Origin of the sequence: Acinetobacter sp. AOR14_HL (genome assembly GCF_027855175.1) — a bacterium.
Taxonomy (GTDB): Bacteria; Pseudomonadota; Gammaproteobacteria; order Pseudomonadales; family Moraxellaceae; genus Acinetobacter; species Acinetobacter calcoaceticus.
Genome location: NZ_JAKTII010000011.1, coordinates 191,917 through 213,902 on the forward strand (window position 1 = coordinate 191,917; position 21,986 = coordinate 213,902).

Consider the following 21,986-nt stretch of genomic DNA (forward strand, 5'->3'; position numbering starts at 1 on the left):
GGAGGAGGTGTTTTAATTTATTTACACCTTTGTAACTGCAATATTCTTTAAGTTTATTTAGAGTGTTATCGGCTTTCTCTATTGAAAGCCCTAGCTTTGTTCATTCTATGAATATCTTATCGGCATTTAAGCCTGTCACTCGTCATTAAAATAACATGGAGGATTTATGCCTTCCAAACAGTCCGGTTGGTTCGCAAACGTTAATCCTAACGTATTTTTTGGTACGGTCATTATTATTGCTTTGTTTTTAGCAGTAGTGGTGATTGCTCCGAGTTCTTTTGAGCTTCTAACGCAACAATTAAAACAATGGATCACTGATTCATTTAGCTGGTTTTATGTTTTATCTGTTGCTTTCTTTCTCATCTTATTGATTTATATCGCCTGTTCATCGATTGGACGTATTAAATTAGGGCCTGACCATAGTCAGCCTGATTATAATAATGGGTCTTGGTTCGCCATGCTGTTTACAGCAGGGATGGGGATTGGTTTGATGTTCTTCGGTGTTGCTGAACCCGTCATGCATTACGTTACCCCGCCAAGCGGTGAGGCACAAACCATTGATGCAGCACAGCAAGCACTAAGAGTAACCTTTTTCCACTGGGGGTTACATGCGTGGGCGATTTACGCTGTAGTCGGACTGGCTTTAGCTTATTTTGCCTATAGACATAATTTACCTTTGAAGACCCGTTCCGCACTTTATCCTCTGATTGGAAAAAAGATTTATGGCCCATTGGGCGATAGCATTGATATTTTTGCAACGATTGGAACTGTATTTGGTGTCGCGACATCTCTTGGCTTTGGGGTAACGCAGATCAATTCTGGTTTGCATTATTTATTTGGTGTAGAGCAAAGTACTCATGTTCAAGTTCTACTCATTATTTTTGTGAGTATTCTGGCCTCTTTATCTGTATTTTTAGGTCTAGATAAAGGTGTAAAACGTTTATCAGAAATAAACTTAGTTTTAGCTGTAATTCTCTTAGTATTTATTTTTATTGCTGGCCCAAGCATTTATTTACTCCAAACCACTATTCAAAATACTGGGCAATATCTCTCTAACCTTTTTACCATGACGTTCAATTTATATGCCTATCAGCCAAATGGATGGATTGGGGGCTGGACGATCTTGTATTGGGCTTGGTGGATTTCTTGGTCGCCATTTGTTGGAATGTTCATTGCCCGCGTGTCACGTGGTCGTACCATTCGAGAATTTATTGTTGGGGTTCTGCTTATTCCAACTGGCTTTACGATTATCTGGATGGGCTTTTTAGGAAATGCTGCGTTATTTAGCATTATCCATGAGCATCAAACCACCTTAATTCAGGCGGTTCAACAAGATTCATCAGTCGCATTATTTGAATTTCTAAATCATTTACCTTTCTCTGGGGTAATGAATGTCTTGGCAACTGTTTTAGTGGTTTTATTTTTTGTGACCTCGGCAGACTCAGGTGCATTAGTCACCGACTATTTAACTGCAAAAACAGAAAACTCACCGACTTGGCAGCGTCTGTTCTGGACAGTACTTATGGCTGTACTTGCCATTATTCTGTTGTTGGTCGGTGGGTTGGCTGCGCTTCAGTCCTCAATCATTATGAGTGCATTACCATTTACTGTCGTCATGCTGTTAATGAGTTGGGGATTAATCAAAGCATTGCATCTTGATGTCACTAAAATGACTGCTATTCAGGAAGCACGAATTACACCGCGTGCTATTCATAATCCACGAAGCTGGCAACAGCGTCTAGGATTAATCATGCACTATCCTCATAGTGAAGACGAAGTAAAGCAATATATTGAAAATCAGGTAAGCCGTGCTTTTGAAAATATTAAGCATGAGTTGAAACGCCGTCATTTAGAAGTCTCAATTAGTCAGCTTGAAGATGGTATGCAGCTTAGGGTAGACCATCACAATGAAATTAATTTTATTTATAAAGTTGTTTCACGTGAAACATTGCCACCAAGTTTTCTTATGGGGCGTATAGAAGCAGAAGATGGGCAATATTTTCAGGCTGAAGTGTTTTTACGAGAAGGTGGCCAGAACTATGATGTAATGGATTGGACGCAAGAAGATTTAATTCAAGACATTATTGATCAATACGAACGTCATCTGTATTTCTTAAATATTGTACGAAGCTAATATTTAGGTATAAAAAAAGGACTCAATAGAGTCCTTTTTTTATTCGATTTCTAAATTAAATTAGAAACGGAATTTAGCATTTAAGCCATAAGTCTGAGTATCACGTGGGTTGCCATCTGTCGCATTTGCTTTAACGAAGTTAGCACCAACTGCTACTGCAGGAGTGATGAAGTATTCAGTGTGAGCACCCCAAACATGATCATAACCAGAATTAAATGCAGACACATCAGCAAAAGATGCACCAACACTTAACTTAGGAGTTACGTAAAGGTCAGTTTTCATACCATAAGCATTGTCTTCAGCAAATAAACCGAATGCTTCAAAACCAATAGCCATATTAGTACCATCGATGTTGCCAACGTATTTAGTACGAGCAGTTACAGCATCTTGTTTTTCATCAATAGCAACTGATTCACCAACTGCTTTAGCGATTCCGTATTTATTTACACCGAAAGCATCTAAAGAAATTTGATCTGCAACACTTGTATAACCAACAGCAACTAAGAAGTTAGGTAACAACATTGCACCAGCTTCTAATGCATAACGGTCACCGTTGTCATCACTTACGCCATCTTTAAAGTCATTGATAGTGTGGTTGTAAGATGCACTAGCATAAACTGGTAGGTAAGGAGTTGGAAGGTATGCTTCACCTTTAACACCGTAAGTGTGAGATTCAACGTTTACAGTGTCTTTCTCATCATATTTAATATAGTTATAAGCAACAGAAACGTTAGATGCTTGGTTTAAGAAAGCTGCTTCAGCTAAAGGACCTTTAGAAGCATCAACATTTTTTAAGTAATAAGTACCTTGAGCAGTACCAGTGAAGTTTTTATCGTTTGCAGTTGTGTCAACATATTCAGATTGACCTTGAACTTCAAATTGATAAGCATGAGCACCGGTCATGGCTAATAATACAGCAGTGGCTAAACCAAGTTTTTTCATAATCATTTCCAGCAATAACAAGAGATAAAGCTCGGGTCATTGTATTGTAACAATTTATGAAGTCAATAATGAAAAAAAGGAATGTTAAAGATATTTGACACTTATGTTAAAATTGGTGAAAAACTAATCAAATGAAAAGTAAATTGTCAACCTGATAAAAAAATGAACATTTACAAGAGGCTAATAATTATATTTCATAGGGAATTTAGAAGTAAATGTTTAAAAGTTATTACAATTGTGATTGGAAAAATAGATTATGTTAATCGGTTTTAACATTAATAAAAGTATAATATTGTTTACAATGCGAATAAAAAATCATCGTTTTCTTATCGAATTTGTAATATTTTGAGGAATAGTTAACAATATTTAGATTAGTTTAACTAAAAAATTTAACTATTTTTAATTATTATATAAGTGAATAAGATAAAATAAATCTCTATTTTAAGTTGAAAAATCGATTAAATTTTAAATTCTGATTAATTTAATCGACTTTACAAAAGTAGAGATAAGTCACATAATTCAATTGCAAAGTTCACTACCTAACGTTTTTAGGATTTAAAGTGCTTTCCCAGATACGATGTGCGTAGCACATCAGATTTTACGAGCTCAGCTTTCCCCAAGGTTGAGCTTTTTTTTATCTATAAGAAAATCTTAAAATTATAAGAAAAGTTATATGAAATTTATTGGAAAATAATAGATTAAAAAGAACCCAGCTTAAAGCTGGGCAGTGGATGCTGGGAGAAGTGCATCCAAGAGGATAACTAAATATGTTTTACTATCATTGCTAAAAATTTTTAATCTGTAAAATAGAGTTTTTTTATAAATATCATTTAATTTTTCGATCCCGTTTATTGTTTAAGCTTACTAAAATGTAGGAAACGTATAATTATTAAAAGAGAAATGAAAGGTTTATTGATGAAATTCTAGTTATTAAAATGCTAGGATGGATTTAAGCCTAATTTATATCGTAGTAAAAATGGTAGGACATTTACGGAGTACCAGCTAGAAATGTCAGGATTACGTTCAGAGCATATTAGTAATCGACTGTTCTTTTTTATGCTGGTTATTATTTTGTCCTTATTATTCATGGCGATTCCCCTCATTGTGGGAAGCTATCAGGATTATATAAAAACTAGACAAGCCTTAGCCGAAATAAAAACTTTAAGAGCTGTAGCCGATATTGCCTATAAAATTTCTAAGGAGCGTGCTCCAGCCAACAAAATGATGTCGAGCAGTCCTCATGATTTATTAAAGAATCAGCAAGAATTAAAAAAATTTCGTTTAATTGTCGATGAGCAAATTGATACAAGTATTCTTATCTTAAAACAAGCAGGTTATGTTTCATTAGCAAATGAGCTGCAAACCAACTTCAAAGAAAATCTTAGACAAGCTCGGCATGTGGTCGACTATTATGGTGAAATTCCATATGGAGCGCGAACTTCCGTCCAAATGGATAATGCCATTTTGGGGATGTTTGGAGCATGGGATAATTGTAGGGAAATACTGCAAAAACTGATGTTGCAGCTAAAAAGTAAAGATAGCCGTATTTCTAATTACTTTACGCTGATTATAGTTCTCACCGATATGCGAGATCAGGCGGGACGTATGGCATCTAATATTATTGCTCCTGTGAGCTTTAATGAAGAAATTCCAAGTAATAATCGTGCGCGTTCTCTACAAACTCAGCATCAATCTAGATATCTATGGATTTTGGTTGATACATTGCAGCCTGAACAGGCAAAGACCCCAGAGTACCGTCGGTTATATTCCCGAGTGAAATCAGAATTTATAGACAAAGGTATTCCGATTGTAGAAAAGTTATTAGAAGAAAGCCAAAAGGGGGAGCCATATTATTTAAATGGCACTCAATTGACAGAAGCAATCGTGGGTAAATTTACTACTGTGGTTGATTTACAAAGTTATATTCTTGATGAAAGTGTTGTAATTGCCACTCAAGAAAATGTAATTGCTCGAAATGGTTTTCTTTTAACTTTATTAATTTCTTTAATTTCTCTAGCCACCGCGTTACTTACGCTTAATTATGCGCAAAGAAGGGTTTTTTCTCCTTTAATAAAAGCGAGGACTTTAATTTTAGATTTGTCGCATAGTTCTGATCATTGGACAGATGAGATGAATGTAACAACAAAAGGTGAATTTTTTTCCCTATTTGAGGCGATTGATCGATTACAGCGTATGTTGCAACAACGCGATGCTTTTGAATTTCAATTAAAGAATATAGCCAATACTGATCCATTAACTGGTGTGTCCAACCGTCTCGCTTTATCTGAATATTTAAAAATTGTTGAAAGTTACCCTCAAAAATTTACGCAGACTTGTTTAATGATTATAGATATTGATCGTTTTAAACAGGTGAATGACCAATATGGGCATATTGTAGGTGATCATGTCATTGTTAATATTGCCGAGCAATTAAAGCAAAATATACGAAGTTCAGATTTAATTGTTCGTTATGGCGGAGATGAGTTTTTAATATTATTAGAGCAGATGCAATTTATAGATGCGCGACTTTTAGCAGAAAAAATTCGGATTGCGATTTCTTTACAAGAAATTGATTTGTCCGGTTCAGATGAAAAATTGCATGTCTCTGTCAGTATTGGTTTTGCGATAGGGGCGGCGAGTTGGATAGAGCTCTTAGAGAGGGCTGACCGTTCGCTATTAAGAGCCAAAGCCCGAGGGCGAAATGCAGTTGAGGGATAAAAAAAGCCGGAAATGATTTCCGGCTTTTTCATTCAATAAATTACTTCAACATCGGTTTTAAGAAACGTCCAGTATGAGAAATCTCGACCTCAGCCACTTGTTCAGGTGTGCCTTCGGCAATGATCATCCCACCGCCTGAACCACCTTCAGGGCCTAAGTCGACAACCCAGTCCGCTGTTTTAATCACATCAAGGTTATGTTCAATCACCACAATGGTATTACCCTTGTTGCGTAGCTCGTACAAAATGTCGAGTAGCTTGGCAATATCATGGAAATGTAAGCCTGTCGTCGGCTCATCCAAGATATATAAGGTTTTACCTGTATCACGTTTTGCTAACTCGCGAGCTAATTTAACGCGTTGCGCTTCACCACCTGAAAGTGTCGTTGCAGCTTGACCTAAACGAATATATCCCAGACCTACTTGCATTAAAGTATCTAAACGACGATGAATCACAGGAATTGCATTAAAGAACTCAGCCGCATCTTCAACGGTCATTTCTAATACGTCTGAAATGTTCTTGCCTTTATAACCAACTTCTAAAGTTTCACGGTTATAACGCTTGCCATGACAAGCATCACAAGGCACATACATATCAGGTAAGAAATGCATCGCGACCTTGATCATGCCATCGCCTTCACAAGCTTCACAACGTCCACCTTTCACGTTAAACGAGAAACGACCTGCGCTATAACCACGCGCTTTGGCTTCAGGTGTTTGCGCAAATAACTCACGAATAGGCGTAAATAAACCTGTATACGTAGCAGGATTGGAACGTGGGGTACGACCAATTGGACTTTGGTCAATATCAACCACTTTATCTAAATGCTGTAAGCCATCAATCGAATCAAACTTTTCTGCGGTCAGCGTGGTTGCACCATTGAGCTGTGTTGCTGCCAATGGAAGCAAAGTACGGTTAATTAGCGTCGATTTACCGGAACCTGAAACACCAGTCACACAAGTCATAATGCCGAGCGGAATTTTTAAATCGACATTTTTAAGGTTATGACCACTTGCACCAGAGAGTTTGATGAATTCATCTGGGCGTGGCGATTGGGTACGTTGCGTAGGTATCGCAATTTTTAGGCTGCCTGAAAGATATTGACCTGTAAGAGAGTCTTTATTGCTCGCAATCTCGTCATAGCTACCTTCACCGATAATGACACCGCCATGAATCCCTGCACCAGGTCCGATATCAATAATATGATCCGCAGCACGAATTGCATCTTCATCGTGTTCAACCACAAGCACGGTATTACCCAAATCACGTAAGCGAATTAAGGTTTGTAGTAGGCGGTCATTATCACGTTGATGCAGACCGATCGATGGTTCATCGAGTACATACATGACGCCCATCAAACCTGCACCAATTTGCGAAGCAAGACGAATACGCTGAGCTTCACCACCTGACAAGGTTTCTGCCGAACGAGCGAGACTGAGATAATTTAGACCGACGCTGACCAGGAAGTGTAAACGCTCGCGAATCTCTTTAAAGATTTTATCGGCGATTTCACCTTTAGCGCCTTCAAGATTGAGATCTTGATAATAGTTTTCAGCATCACCAATCGACATCTTGGTGATTTGTGCAATCGTCTTATCTTTGACCCGAACGTTGCGTGAAATTTCATTTAGACGCGAACCGTCGCAGGCATCGCAAGCGGCATTAGATAAATATTGAGCTAAATCATCTCGTACATAGTTACTTTCAGTTTCACGGTAACGACGTTCAAGGTGCGGCAAAATTCCTTCAAAAGGTTGTACGCGCGTGTGTTTGCGGCCACGTTCATCGATATAACTTAAATCGACTTTTTCTTTGCCCGTACCTTGTAAAAATTTCTTTTGAGTATCTTTATCTAACTGGTTCCAAGGCGTATCAAGTTGGAAACCAAAATGGTCGGCAACTTTTTGCAGCATCGAATAATAATATGGACGTTGACGATCCCAACCACGAATTGCACCTTCACTAATCGCAAGCTCAGGATTTGGAATGAGCTTTTCAGAGCTAAAATGACTGCGTGTACCTAAACCATCACAAACAGGGCAGGCACCAAACGGGTTATTAAATGAAAATAAACGAGGCTCAAGTTCTGCTACAGCTCGATCACATTTAGGACATGAGTGTTTTGCAGAAAAAACGCGGTCTGGGTGTTCGCCATTCATCCATGACAAAACCGCAATATCACCGCCCAAACGTAATGCTGTTTCAAATGATTCGGCAATACGGTTACCTAAATCTTCGCGTACTTTAAAACGGTCAACAACAACTTCAATGGTGTGCTTTTTCTTTTTATCGAGTTCAGGTGGCGTATCAATATCAATGATTTCGCCATCGACACGCGCACGAACAAAACCTTGTCCTTGTAGCTGTTCGAACAAGTTGCTGTATTCACCTTTACGTTCACGAACTACAGGGGCAAGCAATATCAGTGCTGTGCCTTCTTCAAGTGTTTTTACTGCATCGACCATTTCAGAAACAGTTTGTGCGACCATCGGCAAATCATGCTCAGGGCAGTAAGGTGTACCGACACGCGCATAAAGCAGGCGCAAATAGTCATAAATTTCGGTAATGGTACCCACGGTTGAACGTGGGTTATGACTGGTAGATTTTTGCTCAATCGCAATCGCTGGAGATAAACCTTCAATCGAGTCTACTTCAGGCTTTTCCATTTGCGATAAAAACTGGCGGGCATAGGCTGAAAGTGATTCGACGTAGCGGCGTTGTCCTTCGGCATAGAGGGTATCGAAGGCAAGAGAAGATTTTCCTGAACCTGATAACCCCGTAATTACCACAAATTTATCGCGTGGAATATCGAGAGACACATTTTTTAAATTATGGGTACGTGCGCCTCGAATACGGATATGACTTTGGCTCATAAAACATCTCAATTATGTATTAATGAAAATTTAGGTGTTGATTAATCAGTCTTGTGCAGTGTGACTGGTTATAAACAACAGACCCTATATATGATAACGATTTAAAATTGTTCAAGTGGTACAAAATGATTTAAAGCGACAAATTGTGACGGTTAAACGACAATCGACAAAATTTGTTTAATTAAGCAGGTTGTATTTTTAACATTCCTCTCTTTTGATTTCTACTCTTAGCAAATTTTAATGAGCAACATAATTTTACTAGACGACTGGTCTAATAGTGGAGTATTGTGTATGCATGAAACGACTAAATAAAAGTGAAACCACGCGACAACACATTTTGGATACCAGTTTTGAGCTGGTATTACACAAAGGATTTGTCGGCGTTGGTTTACAAGAAATTTTAAAAGCTTGTGACGTACCTAAAGGTTCGTTCTATCATTACTTTGCTTCGAAAGAGGCGTTTGGCTGTGCGTTGCTAGAGCAATACATGGCTGACTATAAAGTTCGTATGGAACAGCTTTGGCAGCACAGTGAACAAAGTGCCCACGCCCGTTTAATGGCGTTATGGCAGGCATGGATTGATGATCCGGTAAATGGTAGCTGGGCTGAAAACTGCCTGATTGTGAAGTTGGCGGCAGAGGTTTCTGACTTGTCAGAAGATATGCGTCAAATTCTCAATGACGGTGTGCACAAATTAACGCAACGTTTGGCTTTGCTACTCAAAGAAGGCCAACAAGAAGGATCAATTCCAAAACACATTGACCCTTTAAAAACTGCGCAAGTCATGTATCAGTTATGGTTAGGTGCCGCTTTACTCACAAAATTGTCGCAAGACAAAGCGCATCTACATCTAGCTTTAGAAACTACCCAACAACTCTTAAAACCGATAGAGGAATAAAGCATGCGAAGTATTATCCATGGTAATTTTGGCGAACCTGTAGACGTTTTAGAGCAGGCGGATATGCCAAAGCCAGAACCAAAAGCTGGTGAAGTTCGTATTAAAACAATCATGTCTCCAATCCATAACCATGATGTATGGACGGTACGTGGAAGTTATGGCTACAAGCCTACTTTACCCGCTATTGGTGGTAGTGAAGCTGTTGGTATTGTAGATGCGCTGGGTGAAGGCGTTACTCATGTACAGGTAGGGCAACGTATTGCAGTTGCAGCTGTGCATGGTAGTTGGGCTGAATACTTTATTGCACCAGCTCAAGGGCTTATTCCACTCAATAATGAAATTGATGACGAAACAGCAGCACAGCTGATTGGTATGCCAATTAGTGCCCTCATGCTGTTGGACTTTGTAAATGTTCAACCAGGTCAATGGTTAATTCAAAACACAGCGAATGGTGCAGTAGGTAAAACTGTTGCCATGATTGCGCAGGCACGTGGTTTACCCGTAATTAATTTAGTTCGTCGTACTGACGCAATTGCAGAGATGCAAGCATTAGGCATTCAACATGTTGTAGCAACCGATCAGCCTAACTGGAAAGAGCAAGTTAAACAGCTTCATGGTGACCAACCTTTAATTGCTGGTGTGGACTCGATTGGCGGAAGTGCAAGTGGTGAAATGCTTAATCTGCTCAGTGAAAATAGCTTATTGGTTTCGTTTGGAAGTATGACAGGTGAAACCATGCAAATTTCATCTGGTGATCTCATCTTTAAACAAGCAACTGTAAAAGGTTTCTGGGCGAGTGTGGTTAACAAAGAAATGCCAGCAGAACGTAAAAAAGAGCTTATTGTCGAGTTATTAACGTTAGCGACTCAGAAAAAATTAATCCTTCCTGTAGAAGGCGTTTTTAGTTTCGATGAGATTAAAACAGCTGCCCAAAGAGCAACACAAGGTGCTCGTCAAGGCAAAGTATTGTTAAAGCCGTAAAACATTAAAAGATCAGTCGAGAGACTGATCTTTTTTCATATCTTTAAAATAAAAAGGAAAATTGTATGATCGGACAAGTTTTAGTGGGTTTAATTGCAATATTACATGTCTATATTTTAGTGTTAGAGATGTTTTTGTGGGACAAGCCCTATGGCATGAAAGCCTTTGGAAATAATGCAGAAAAAGCAAAACTCACCAAAGTCATGGCACAAAACCAAGGTCTTTATAATGGCTTTTTAGCTGCTGGTTTATTCTGGGCTTTATTTGCAGATGCACCGTTTGCGACATCGATTGCTAATTTCTTTTTAGGTTGCGTGCTCATTGCGGGTATTTATGGTGGACTGACAGCCAGTAAAAAGATTATTTATATTCAGGCAGTTCCAGCACTGATTGCTTTGGTCGCTGTTAATTTTCTCTGAAAAGCGCACAATACAGCGTTTTGATATGGAAATGACCAGATAGGATAAGTGCATGTGGGCGTTATTTTTAAAATGTATGTTGGGGGCTGGGGTTGTTCTCATCATTTCGGTTTTATCGAAAAGTAAGGCATTTTATATTGCAGGTTTAGTCCCACTTTTTCCTACATTCGCTTTGATTGCTCATGTGATTGTTTATCAGCAAAAAGGAGCTGAGGCTTTACAGAAAACAGCTCTGTTTGGCCTATGGTCACTTATTCCATATGCCATTTATTTAGTGGCGGTCTATGTACTTGCAACGCGTCTGTCGATGTGGTCGTGTCTAGGTTTGGCAACACTGTGTTGGGTGGTTGCCGCGGCAGGTTTAATTTATGGCTGGCAACTATTTCAGCATTAAAAGATTAAGAGATAGCCCTTAATCTTTTAAATTGAACTAGCTTTATGACGGATCGATAACGCGGGTTCTGAGCATCCCTTCAACTAAATTGATCATCTTTTTGCGAGAAAGAATTCGAGGCAGTTGAGACGTTAAATAGTTGCTACAACCTACAACAAGAGTTGGTTTATTCTTATCTAATGCTTTAACCGTTGCAGATACAACATCCTCAACTGTAGAGCTTTTCATGCCACTCGTATCGGCATTTGCCACCTGAGTAAAATTGGTTTCCGTATTGCCCGGACAAACTGCCAGAAATTTAACGCCTGAAGATGAATATTCTCCTGCAAGTGCCTCAGTAAATTGTAATACGTAAGATTTACTTGCCCCATAAACAGCAATGTATGGGAGAGGTTGGAATGCTCCTGTAGATGAAATATTAATCATGATGCCTTTTTTGTTAGCAAGCATGTGAGGCAAGAATAAATAACATAAAGACGTTACGCTGCTGATATTCAGCGTGATCATTTCTTGATAGGTAGATACAGATTGATCTAGAAATTTAGTCCATTTTCCAAATCCTGCGTTGTTAATTAAAATTTCTACCGATAATTTTCTAGCCTGCACTTCATCAAATAATATTTGAGCTGAATTGGATTGAGCTAAATCTAAAACGATAACTTCAACATTTACGTTATATTTTTTTCTAAGTTCATCAGCTAAATCATTCAGCTTTTGTTCGGAGCGTGCAGTCAAAATTAAATGAATGCCTAAAGATGCAAGTTTTTGAGCATAGGCTTTGCCTATTCCTGAAGATGCTCCTGTAATTAATGCTGTTGAATTTTTAAATGTAGAAAGATGAGCGCTCATTTTATTTATCCGTAATAAACGAAGTCATTACGATAAACCTTTACCCTAAGGTCAGAGTCAAGCACTAATTTTGAAAGCTATTTCAAATTTTAATGGACTGTTTTAAGCCAAAATCTTATTGGTCATATAAGTTTGAATAATCTCATTCTCCAGTTGCTTTAAATCTTCTTGTAAACGCGTTAACGCTGCTTTTTGCTCAATAATTTGTTGATTCTTTTTCTGAATGAGCTGTTGTGCAACTTCTACAGGAAATCGATTATTTTTATATTTTAAAGCTGACAAATCATACAGTTCTGAAAGGCTAAATCCGACAGCTTGCGCGAGGCGAATCATCTTAACTGATTGAACATCAATCGCTTCATAAATACGATAATTTCCCTTTCTTTTTGCCACAGGTAGCAAGCCTAATTTCTCATAATGCCGAATGGCTTTAGGAGTGGCTCCAGTTAAAGATGCTAATTCGCCGATATACATATCTGTCTCGCATTTTATTGAAAATCGATCAGAGTATTGAACCATCTGACCGATTCTTTTGAAGTTTTAAATATGATCTAAACCTAACCATTGTCTTTTGTGGTAGGCGCTATCCCAAAATAACCACTCAAGTTTTGCACCCATGGTGTATGCGGCATGCATTTTCTCTAAAGTATCAGCATCACAACGTGCTGCAACTTTATCAACTGTCGCAATGACATTACGAACGGCGGTATGGAACTCTTCGCCTGCATAGGTATCAATCCATGCCTGGTAAGGATTATTTGGAATTGATTTGTTTACAATATCTTTACCGACTTCGGCATAAATCCAGAAGCAAGGTAACAGTGCCGCCAGCACAACAGGATAACTTTCAGACCAAGCAGTTGCTGTTAAAAATGAAGTGTAATGATGGCCGGCCAAAGTTAATGGCGTATTTTTAAATTCTTCTTTGGTTACACCAAAATTTTTCATGAAGTCATCATGCAAACTGCGTTCAACCACAATTGCAATTTTTGCTGCATCTGAAAATTGCATGATATCGTCAGCTTCAAAAGCCTTTGCTGCTGCTACAGCAAGCACGCGGCCATAAGCAACAAGATATTGAGCATCTTGAATCACATAATGACAAAAAGCTTCTTTATCTAAAGTACCGTTAGCAAGTTCCTGATTAAAAGGCAGGTCGAGAATTTTTTGATATAAATTTAAATTACGTTGCCAGAGTTCTTGAGAAAAAAGCATAAAATCATTCCATTTAAAATAAGACGTGCAAGGCTGGATTCTAAATCAATTTTAAAATACAAGAATAATAATGATAGATATATCGGAAGAAAATATTTAATACGATTAATAAGTTAATTAAATATTATAAATTTCTTTATTAAACAGAGAGATAAAGTAAAGGGAAGAACGGCACAAAACAACATCGTTTTGTGGTTAATTATCGATATAATAGCGACGGTTTTAAGAAAGATTAAATTTAGTTCTTGGTATAGGTCTGATCCATGAAGCATTTCCGATTTTCGATATTTTTTACGGTAGTGTGTTTAGCACTATCCGCGTATTGGGGTTTTACCCATGGACCTGAAGCTGGCGTGTCTACCATGCTTAAAGCTTTAACGATTACAGCCATTTTAGCTGTGATGGAGGTTTCTTTATCTTTTGACAATGCTGTTGTCAATGCATCGGTTCTGCGTAATTGGGATCCGTTCTGGAAAATGCTGTTTTTGACGGTGGGTATTTTAATCGCCGTTTTTGGTATGCGTTTAATTTTCCCAGTGGCGATTGTTGCCGTGACTGCGGATATGGGAATGATTGAGGTGGCTAAATTAGCACTCAACGATCCAAAAACTTATTCTGAACGTTTAATGGCCCACCACGCCGAGATTTCAGCTTTTGGTGGAACTTTCCTATTATTGGTTTTCTTAAACTTCTTCTTTGATGAGGAAAAAGAAACGCATTGGTTCAGATGGCTTGAAGCTAAACTTTCTAGCTTAGCTAGCGTACCGGCGATGTCTGTTTTTATTGCCCTAATCGCGATGTTAATTATGGCAGCCAATGTTGATGAATCGCAGCGCCTTGTTGTGACTATGGCTGGTATTTGGGGCATTGTGGTTTATATCGGTGTAGAAGTATTAAGCCATATGTTAGGCGGTGAACCTGAAATTGATGAAGATGGCAACGCCATTATGAAAGATGGATCAGGCGCTGCTTCTGGTGTAGTTAAAGCGGGTATCGGTGGCTTCTTATATCTAGAAGTATTAGATGCATCTTTTAGTTTTGACGGTGTGATAGGTGCATTTGCAATTACCAGCGATGTTGTCGTGATTATGCTTGGTCTTGCAATTGGTGCTATTTTTGTCCGTTCAATGACAGTTTATCTTGTTGAAAAAGGCACGCTAGATGCTTATGTGTTCTTAGAACATGGTGCACATTATGCAATTGGTGCTTTAGCATTCATTATGATTGCAAGTGGTACAGGCGTACATGTACCAGAAGTGGTAACAGGTTTAATTGGTGTAGCATTTATTGTTTGGGCTGTATTTGCTTCAATTCAATATAGTAAACGCCATCCACATTCGTCTTAAGCTAATTTTCAGTAAAGATGTTTAAAATAAAGAGGCTAAATGCCTCTTTATTTTTTTAAGCTGAAATCGTTAATTTAAATAAGGTGTCCCGTATTTTTAGAAACGAATCGGCTTATAATTTGCCTAGTTTGATAAACGTGTATTGATATGATGAATGCTTTGGAACGTCGCTCAACTTTTGCCTTAAGTAGTATTTTTGCACTACGCATGTTGGGTTTGTTCATGATTATTCCTGTCTTTTCTGTAGTCGGGCAGTCATATCAATATGCGACTCCAGCACTCATTGGTTTGGCTGTGGGCGTCTATGGTTTAAGTCAGGCGATTTTACAGATTCCATTTAGCTTACTTGCTGACCGTTTTAGCCGGAAACCTCTTGTGGTGCTTGGCTTGTTACTCTTTGCTATTGGCGGTGCGATTGCCGGTTTATCTGACACGATTTATGGCGTGATTATTGGCCGTGCTATAGCTGGTGCAGGGGCTGTTTCAGCAGTCGTGATGGCGCTTTTAGCAGATGTCACACGTGAAGAGCAACGTACTAAAGCCATGGCTGCCATGGGTATGAGTATTGGTTTGTCTTTTGTGGTGGCTTTTAGTCTTGGACCTTGGCTCACAAGCATTGTGGGTATTTCTGGTTTGTTCTTTGTCACGACCATTATGGGCTTAATCGCGATTTTGATGCTATTGCTTGTACCTAAAGTGACTCGTCATCATCGTAATTATCAGCAAGGTTACATGGCGCAGCTTAAGCAAGTCATTCAAATGGGTGATTTAAACCGTTTACACGTTTCGGTTTTTGCACTGCACTTACTGCTTACCGCCATGTTTATTTATGTGCCTTCACAGCTCATCGAGTTTGCACATATTCCTTTGGCCAGCCATGGTTTGGTGTATTTACCATTATTAGTCATTAGTCTGTTCTTTGCATTTCCAAGCATTATCGTGGCTGAAAAATATCGCAAAATGCGAGGAATTTTCTTAACGGCAATTACAGGAATTATTGCAGGTTTGCTGTTACTCATATTTGGTTATCAATCAAAATATGTATTACTCGCAGGCCTAGGTATTTTCTTCATTGCATTTAATGTGATGGAAGCATTATTGCCATCGTGGTTATCAAAATGTGCTCCAATCCAGTCAAAAGCAACTGCTATGGGTGTAAATGCCAGTAGTCAGTTTTTAGGTGCTTTTTTTGGTGGCACACTAGGTGGTCAATTATTGATGTTACATAATACTGCGATTGGATGGAGTGTCTTAACAGGGATTGCTATAATATGGTTGCTAATTAGTTTTGGTTTAGCTCAGCCGCGGTATTTGTCATCGATTGTGTTGCCATTGCCGCAAGTGCAACAGGTGAATGAGTGGACCACACAGCTATTGGCAATTCGTGGTATAGAAGAAGTTGTGGTGATGCCTGACCAGCAAGTTGCTTATATTAAAGTCGATAAACAGACTCTTGATGAGGCTGCGCGACGTGATTTAACGCAGTTGTTCGGTAAAGAGGTAGCCATTTAAGCATAACTCTTATAAAGTAAAACATAGAAATGTATAGGATGAAGACAGCTAATGCGTGGTGTAAATAAGGTTATTTTGGTTGGTACTTTGGGTCGTGATCCTGAAACAAAAACTTTTCCAAATGGGGGCTCGCTGACTCAATTTTCAATCGCGACAAGTGAAGCTTGGACCGATAAAACTTCAGGTGAACGTAAAGAACAAACAGAATGGCACCGTATTGTTTTGCATAACCGTTTAGGGGAAATTGCTCAGCAGTTCTTACGTAAAGGTTCTAAGGTTTATATTGAAGGTTCATTACGCACGCGTCAGTGGACTGATCAAAATGGTCAAGAGCGCTATACAACAGAAATTCGTGGCGAACAGATGCAAATGTTAGATGGTCGTCAACAAGGTGAACAAGGGTTCGCTGGCGGTAATGATTTTAATCAACCACGTTTTAACGCACCTCAACAAGGTGGTAATGGTTATCAAAATAATAATAACCAAGGTGGTGGTTATAACCAAAATAGTGGTGGCGGCTATGGCAGCAACCCAGCTGGTTTTGGTAATGGTGGCAACAGCCCGCAAGGTGGTGGTTTTGCTCCAAAAGCTCCACAGCAACCAGCTTCTGCACCAGCTGATTTAGACGACGATTTACCGTTCTAAGCAAAATTTTAAAAAAGGCGAGTTTATCTCGCCTTTTTTATTACTCAATTCCAAGCAAACGTAACAGTGCTGTACCAGCGGCTGCCAAGCAAATTACCAATAACAGCGGTACTTTTTTCCAAACCAAGAGAAGTGCTAGCCCAACGCCGAATATACGTGCGAATCCTGCAAAATCTTGGCCTTCAAAAAATGTAGTCGTCACCGCAATAGCACAAAGTAAAACAGTTGCACCATTTGAGAGTAAAACTTGGTATTTTTCGGAAAAAGTAAACTTTGCACCTAAGTGAAAACCAGCAAAACGAATACTGTAAGTACCGAGTGCAAGCAAGCCTATGCCCAAAATAATCAGTAATTGTTGATTCATTTTTTTCTACCAAATATTAAGCCAAAAAGTGAAAGCAGAATTGGAAGTCCTGAGGCCAAAAAAGGTGTGGTAATCAGTGCCAAAGTTGATCCAGCAAATGCAGCTTTTCGAGTAGATTTATTCTTTAAAGCATTAAAAGTAAGTGCAATTAAAATGGCAGGGAAAATGGCATCTAGACCAAATGTTTTTGGGTCTGGAATAGCGGTTCCAATAAAATAACCCGCAGTGACACCGAGTGGCCAACTCAGCATAATGCTGATACCACACAACCAATAAGCAGCTTTTTTAGTCTCAAAATCAGGCTGTGCCATACCAAACAAAACACTTTCATCGTTCATGATATGGGCCCCGAAATATCGAGAGAATTTACCTCTGATTAATTCATTGACCGCAATACCAAAAGGTAAATGCCGTAAATTGACGAGTAGTCCTGCAATTGCAGCAGCAATCGGGCTACCACCTACTGCTAAAAAACCAATAAAGATAAATTCAGCAGTTCCTGCGAGCACAAATATTGATAGGCAAAGCGGGATCCAGAGTGCTAAGCCATAACTTGCAGCCAGTGAACCTAAAGACATACCAACGACACTGGTCGCTAGACACACAAAGAAAATCGAGCGGGTGGTGTCTTTACTAAGTTTCTTAATGAGAGTGTATGTGGTCATGGGATGATATAACGAACGATTTTCCATTATAATGAATAAGTCTGATTGTTTTGTCAAAACGAACGATCGTTTTTTTTATAGAACGGATGTGGTGAATGTCTCAGCCAATTGAAATTATTGCCAAAGGTTTAAATCGTGAACGCCAAAGAGCGGGGCTTTCTTTGGCAGAGGTTGCTCGTCGTGCAGGCGTTGCAAAATCTACACTTTCACAATTAGAGGCAGGGCAAGGTAACCCAAGCATTGAAACCTTATGGGCACTTTGTGTTGCACTAAATATTCCTTTTGCGCGTTTGATGGAAGAGCCAAGCAATCAGGTGCAAGTGATTCGTTGTGGAGATGGCCCAACAGTGAGTTCAGAGATTGCTAATTACAAAGCGATTTTGTTGGCGACTTGCCCGCCGCATGCGCGTCGAGATGTTTATTTACTGATTGTTGAACCGGGTGAAGACCGTCTTTCAGAGCCACACCCCGTTGGTTCTGTGGAGCATATTATTGTGGTGGAAGGTAAGGCTCTGGTTGGTCTAATTGATGAGGCCGTTGAACTCAGTGTTGGAGATTACATTTGTTACCCCGCCGATCAAAAACATATATTTAGAGCTTTAGAAAAAGGTACGAAAGCTTTATTAATTTCTGAGCAAAACTAAATAATTCCAATCTAATTAAAGTAAAACTTATTCATTTTTAAAATAAAAACTAAAAACCATTTACCTACATGCAATCTAAAAAGAGCCAATTTTGCGTATAAATTTTGCAATTGGCTCTCTCTTTTATTCCAAAAATGGCTCTCGTTTCTTCAGGGCCGAAACGACAAATTAAAGCCATTGGAAGTATGCATACGGAAGCGCCGGATAAGCTCAGTGAATTTTCTGTTTTAGGAATTGGGCAAAACGGCTAAATTTTTAGGGGATATAGTTGGCTTCGGAGGATTTCCGAGATTGGCCAATATCCTCCATATATTAAGGAAAATGATATGGCAGCTCATCAAAATGGTTCTGAAGCCAATCACTCCCAAAGTTTAAAACATGGACTTAAATCACGCCACCTAACGATGATCTCAATTGCAGGGGTTATTGGTGGTTCTCTATTCGTGGGCTCAGGTAGCATTATTTACAATACGGGCCCTGTTGTTTTTCTAACCTACGCTTTGGGTGGTCTACTCGTTTGGTTCATCATGCGGATGTTAGGCGAGATGGCAGTTTTAAACCCAGACAGTGGCTCTTTCTCAACTTATGCAGACCGTGCGATTGGCCGTTGGGCAGGCTTTTCAATTGGCTGGTTGTACTGGTGTACTCTCGCAATGCTCATGGGATGGGAAGCCTATGTGGCAGGTAAAATTCTAAACAATTGGTTCCCGTTTATACCAATTTGGGCCTATATGGTCGTGGTCATTGTCGCATTGGTCGTAGTCAATTTACAAAACGTGAAAAACTATGGCGAATTTGAGTTCTGGTTTGCCCTTATCAAAGTTATCGCGATTGTTATTTTCCTTGTGATTGGTAGTTTGGCCATCATGCATTTATGGCCTTGGGGTAATCCGGCTGCTTCTGGTATTAGTAACTTAACCTCTCAAGGCTTTATGCCAAATGGAGGATCATCCGTCATTACCGCCTTGCTTGGGGTCATGTTTGCCTATATTGGTGCTGAAATTGTGACTGTAGCGGCGGCAGAATCGGCAAATCCCTCTAAAGAAATTCGTAAAGCTTCTAACTCAGTGGTTTGGCGAATTATTTTATTCTATGTGGGTTCAATGTTTGTCGCGGTATGTTTAATTCCACACAATAATGAACTTTTGAAAGATTCGACTTGGGGAACCTATAGCGTAACGTTAAGTGCACTTGGTATTCCGGGGGCTCGTCATATTGTGAATTTTGTGGTGTTGACGTCGGTGTGTAGCTGTTTTAACTCAGCACTTTACACGTGTTCGCGTATGTTGTTCTCTTTAGCTAAACGTGGTGATGCACCGAAAAGTTTTGGTTCTGTGAACAGTAAAAGCAGCCCATGGGTTGGTGTGATTGTGTCATGCTTTTTCTCTGTAATTGCCGTGATTTTAACTGCCACCAAGAGTATGGATGTGTATGACTTTTTCATGCTAACGACTGGTGCGGCAACATTGTATGTGTACCTGACCATTGCTTACTCTCAGCTTCGCATGCGTAAAAAACTAGAAGCTGAAGGTGTGAAAATTGACTTTAAAATGTGGATGTTCCCTTATCTGACTTATGTGGTGATCTTTGCAATTATTGGGGCAATTCTCACCATGCTGATTGAAGGCACATATTTCAAAGAAGTGATTTACACCACAGCATTGTTCGGCATTATTGTATTCTTTGGAATATTGTCGGAAAAACTGGGTTGGGGCAAAGACCGTAGAACAACTCATCTCACTCATACTCAAGAAGAAAAGTTAGTTTAATATTTTAGAAACCAAAAGAGCCTCTTTATGAGGCTCTTTTTTATTCAGTATGATGAGATTAAAGAATTAATTCAGGGTTGATACGCCTGCTTCACGTAAGCACTGGAGTAGCACACCAAAAGCCATCACCATGTCTTTTTCATTGACGCAGGCAAAGCCCATGAGCAAACCACGTTGCGCGTGGGCATGTGATTGCATGTAATACTGTGAAAGTGGGCGAACTTTGACACCACGTTCAAGTGCAGTGGCTGCAATCGCGACATCATCGCAAGAGTTTGGTAGTTTTAAAACCAGATGTAACCCTGCTGCTTCATCGTATTCGTGGATAAATTCAGGACCTAGATAGCGTTTAATCAGGCTCACCAAGTAATCACGCCGTTTGCCATAGAGCAGACGCATACGACGAATATGTGCTTCATAATGGCCTTCACGAATAAATTCAGCTAAAGCTTTTTGTTCGAGCAAATGCCCACCACGATAGAGTTCAGCTGCCACAATCCGTAAGGGTGAAAAGAGTAGCTTAGGCACTACCAAATAGCCAATTCTTAAAGATGGATAAATGGTTTTGCTGAACGTGCCCATGTACAGCACTGGCGCATCATTTTCTAAACCTTGTAAAGATGGATAAGGCTGACCTGAGAAACGGAATTCACTGTCGTAATCATCTTCTACAATCCAGCTATTGTGCTGGCGGGCAATCTCAATCAATTTGCGTCGGCGATCTAGACTTAAATGTGAGCCCAGTGGATATTGGTGTGAGGGCGTGACAAAAATGAGTTTAGGTGGTTTAACCGGATTTTCTTCGGGGATAATACCTTCGGCATCGACTGGCATTGGTTGAATATCAACGCCATTGATACGTAAAGTATTACGCATTCCCCAATAGCCTGGATCTTCAATCCAGATCCGGTCACCAATGTCACTGAGCGCACGTGAGACTAAATCAATCGCTTGGTGAATACCTTCGGTAATAATAATCTGGTCGGCATCGCACTGGACTGAACGGGCAACCCGTAAGTAGTCTGCCAATGCACTTCGAAGTTCAATACATCCGCCCGCATTGCTATAGATAAGGCGGTTAATGTCTGGCTCACGGCTTAATTTTGCTTGAATACGACTAAAAATATGATGTGGAAACTCGGTAACGTCCGGAGCTCCTGGTACAAATGCACCCCATTGATGTGGAGAGGCTGCTGCATAGCCTAATAAATTTGAACCGCGTTGCGATAGCGCATAAGAGTTTTGAACCTTATGAATATTAGTTTTCTTTTTTTCATTCTTTGTATTTAAAAAGCTTTCGGGTAGTTTCTCTGCAACCCATGTGCCATGGCCTGTACGTGCTTCTAAATAGCCTTCAGCTTGTAGTTGTTCGTAGGCAGTAAGAACTGTATTTCTCGAAACATGAATTTCACTGGCCAAATCCCGTGAAGCGGGCAAGCGCGTTTTTGGTTGAACCACTCCATCAATAATGGCAGCGCGTAGACAACGAAAAAGTCGCTGATGGAGTTTACCCTCGATGTCCTGTTGGAGCCGTTGTAACAAATGATCTCCAAGTAAACTACGCAATTGGCTCTCTCCTACAGTTAAAAAATGGCTCTCGTCAGTTGCCGCCAGACGAG

General features: G+C 39.6%; 19 protein-coding genes. 11 read left to right on the forward strand and 8 right to left on the reverse strand.

The annotated features are described in order from the left end of the window. Nucleotides 1-166 precede the first annotated feature (166 nt). Nucleotides 167-2,134 (forward strand): BCCT family transporter, encoded by a 1,968-nt coding sequence (locus tag MKL38_RS11035; RefSeq protein ID WP_270903270.1) that lies wholly within the window; start codon nt 167-169, stop codon nt 2,132-2,134. 60 nt (nt 2,135-2,194) lie between these two features. Here MKL38_RS11035 and omp33-36 read toward each other — a convergent pair whose 3' ends face one another. Then, nucleotides 2,195-3,076 carry a porin Omp33-36 gene (gene omp33-36 / locus MKL38_RS11040; protein WP_045433686.1) on the reverse strand — a complete coding sequence of 294 codons (882 nt, stop codon included), beginning with the start codon at nt 3,074-3,076 and terminating at the stop codon, nt 2,195-2,197. 1,008 nt (nt 3,077-4,084) lie between these two features. On the opposite strand from omp33-36, the gene MKL38_RS11045 reads away from it, so the two are divergent. Next, nucleotides 4,085-5,794 (forward strand): GGDEF domain-containing protein, encoded by a 1,710-nt coding sequence (locus MKL38_RS11045; RefSeq protein ID WP_209831736.1) that lies wholly within the window; start codon nt 4,085-4,087, stop codon nt 5,792-5,794. Between the two features lie 40 nt (nt 5,795-5,834). Here the strand turns inward: MKL38_RS11045 and uvrA are convergent, their stop codons facing one another. Continuing rightward, nucleotides 5,835-8,666, reverse strand: a complete 2,832-nt coding sequence (gene uvrA / locus MKL38_RS11050; RefSeq protein WP_270903271.1) for an excinuclease ABC subunit UvrA — start codon at nt 8,664-8,666, stop codon at nt 5,835-5,837. A gap of 295 nt (nt 8,667-8,961) precedes the next feature. Here uvrA and MKL38_RS11055 point away from each other — a divergent pair, with 295 nt between their 5' ends. From MKL38_RS11055 to MKL38_RS11070, 4 genes are all read left to right on the forward strand, one after another. Then, the gene (locus MKL38_RS11055; RefSeq protein ID WP_003654020.1) at nt 8,962-9,564 is read left to right on the forward strand and encodes a TetR/AcrR family transcriptional regulator; all 603 of its coding nucleotides are present in this window, start codon (nt 8,962-8,964) and stop codon (nt 9,562-9,564) included. Nucleotides 9,565-9,567: 3 nt separating this feature from the next. Next, complete coding sequence (locus tag MKL38_RS11060; protein ID WP_056482219.1) at nt 9,568-10,545, forward strand: zinc-binding dehydrogenase; 978 nt, start codon at nt 9,568-9,570, stop codon at nt 10,543-10,545. A gap of 65 nt (nt 10,546-10,610) precedes the next feature. Then, entirely contained in the window at nt 10,611-10,964 is a 354-nt protein-coding gene (locus MKL38_RS11065; RefSeq protein ID WP_004639914.1) for a DUF1304 domain-containing protein, read from the forward strand. Between the two features lie 52 nt (nt 10,965-11,016). Next, nucleotides 11,017-11,358, forward strand: a complete 342-nt coding sequence (locus MKL38_RS11070) for a GlpM family protein (RefSeq protein WP_003654014.1) — start codon at nt 11,017-11,019, stop codon at nt 11,356-11,358. A gap of 42 nt (nt 11,359-11,400) precedes the next feature. Here MKL38_RS11070 and MKL38_RS11075 read toward each other — a convergent pair whose 3' ends face one another. The 3 genes from MKL38_RS11075 to tenA form a co-directional block, all read right to left on the reverse strand. Further along, on the reverse strand, nt 11,401-12,207 hold the full coding sequence (locus tag MKL38_RS11075) for an SDR family NAD(P)-dependent oxidoreductase (protein ID WP_270903272.1): 807 nt from the start codon (nt 12,205-12,207) through the stop codon (nt 11,401-11,403). Nucleotides 12,208-12,309: 102 nt separating this feature from the next. After that, nucleotides 12,310-12,681, reverse strand: coding sequence for a MerR family transcriptional regulator (locus MKL38_RS11080; RefSeq protein WP_270903273.1), 372 nt, complete (start codon nt 12,679-12,681; stop codon nt 12,310-12,312). A 66-nt stretch (nt 12,682-12,747) separates the two neighbouring features. Next, on the reverse strand, nt 12,748-13,422 hold the full coding sequence (gene tenA / locus MKL38_RS11085; RefSeq protein ID WP_141314707.1) for a thiaminase II: 675 nt from the start codon (nt 13,420-13,422) through the stop codon (nt 12,748-12,750). Nucleotides 13,423-13,685: 263 nt separating this feature from the next. Here tenA and MKL38_RS11090 point away from each other — a divergent pair, with 263 nt between their 5' ends. The 3 genes from MKL38_RS11090 to ssb all read left to right on the forward strand — a co-directional run bounded on the left by MKL38_RS11090 (nt 13,686) and on the right by ssb (nt 16,925). Next, complete coding sequence (locus tag MKL38_RS11090) at nt 13,686-14,768, forward strand: DUF475 domain-containing protein (protein WP_003654009.1); 1,083 nt, start codon at nt 13,686-13,688, stop codon at nt 14,766-14,768. Nucleotides 14,769-14,915: 147 nt separating this feature from the next. After that, nucleotides 14,916-16,280: an MFS transporter gene (locus tag MKL38_RS11095; RefSeq protein ID WP_209831741.1), complete on the forward strand. Its 1,365-nt coding sequence runs from the start codon at nt 14,916-14,918 to the stop codon at nt 16,278-16,280. Nucleotides 16,281-16,331: 51 nt separating this feature from the next. Further along, nucleotides 16,332-16,925, forward strand: a complete 594-nt coding sequence (gene ssb / locus MKL38_RS11100) for a single-stranded DNA-binding protein (RefSeq protein WP_004639902.1) — start codon at nt 16,332-16,334, stop codon at nt 16,923-16,925. A gap of 40 nt (nt 16,926-16,965) precedes the next feature. Here the strand turns inward: ssb and MKL38_RS11105 are convergent, their stop codons facing one another. Beyond that, nucleotides 16,966-17,289: an AzlD domain-containing protein gene (locus tag MKL38_RS11105; protein ID WP_080027958.1), complete on the reverse strand. Its 324-nt coding sequence runs from the start codon at nt 17,287-17,289 to the stop codon at nt 16,966-16,968. Then, nucleotides 17,286-17,981 (reverse strand): AzlC family ABC transporter permease, encoded by a 696-nt coding sequence (locus tag MKL38_RS11110; protein ID WP_270903274.1) that lies wholly within the window; start codon nt 17,979-17,981, stop codon nt 17,286-17,288. Before MKL38_RS11110 ends, MKL38_RS11105 begins: the two co-directional genes overlap by 4 nt. Before the next feature lie 68 nt (nt 17,982-18,049). On the opposite strand from MKL38_RS11110, the gene MKL38_RS11115 reads away from it, so the two are divergent. Together MKL38_RS11115 and MKL38_RS11120 are read left to right on the forward strand one after the other, a co-directional pair. Continuing rightward, the gene (locus MKL38_RS11115; protein WP_005044199.1) at nt 18,050-18,598 is read left to right on the forward strand and encodes a helix-turn-helix domain-containing protein; all 549 of its coding nucleotides are present in this window, start codon (nt 18,050-18,052) and stop codon (nt 18,596-18,598) included. 326 nt (nt 18,599-18,924) lie between these two features. After that, nucleotides 18,925-20,367, forward strand: coding sequence for an amino acid permease (locus MKL38_RS11120; protein WP_045433636.1), 1,443 nt, complete (start codon nt 18,925-18,927; stop codon nt 20,365-20,367). A gap of 66 nt (nt 20,368-20,433) precedes the next feature. Here MKL38_RS11120 and pdxR read toward each other — a convergent pair whose 3' ends face one another. Continuing rightward, nucleotides 20,434-21,933 carry a MocR-like pyridoxine biosynthesis transcription factor PdxR gene (gene pdxR / locus MKL38_RS11125; RefSeq protein ID WP_270903275.1) on the reverse strand — a complete coding sequence of 500 codons (1,500 nt, stop codon included), beginning with the start codon at nt 21,931-21,933 and terminating at the stop codon, nt 20,434-20,436. Between the last annotated feature and the right edge of the window lie 53 nt (nt 21,934-21,986).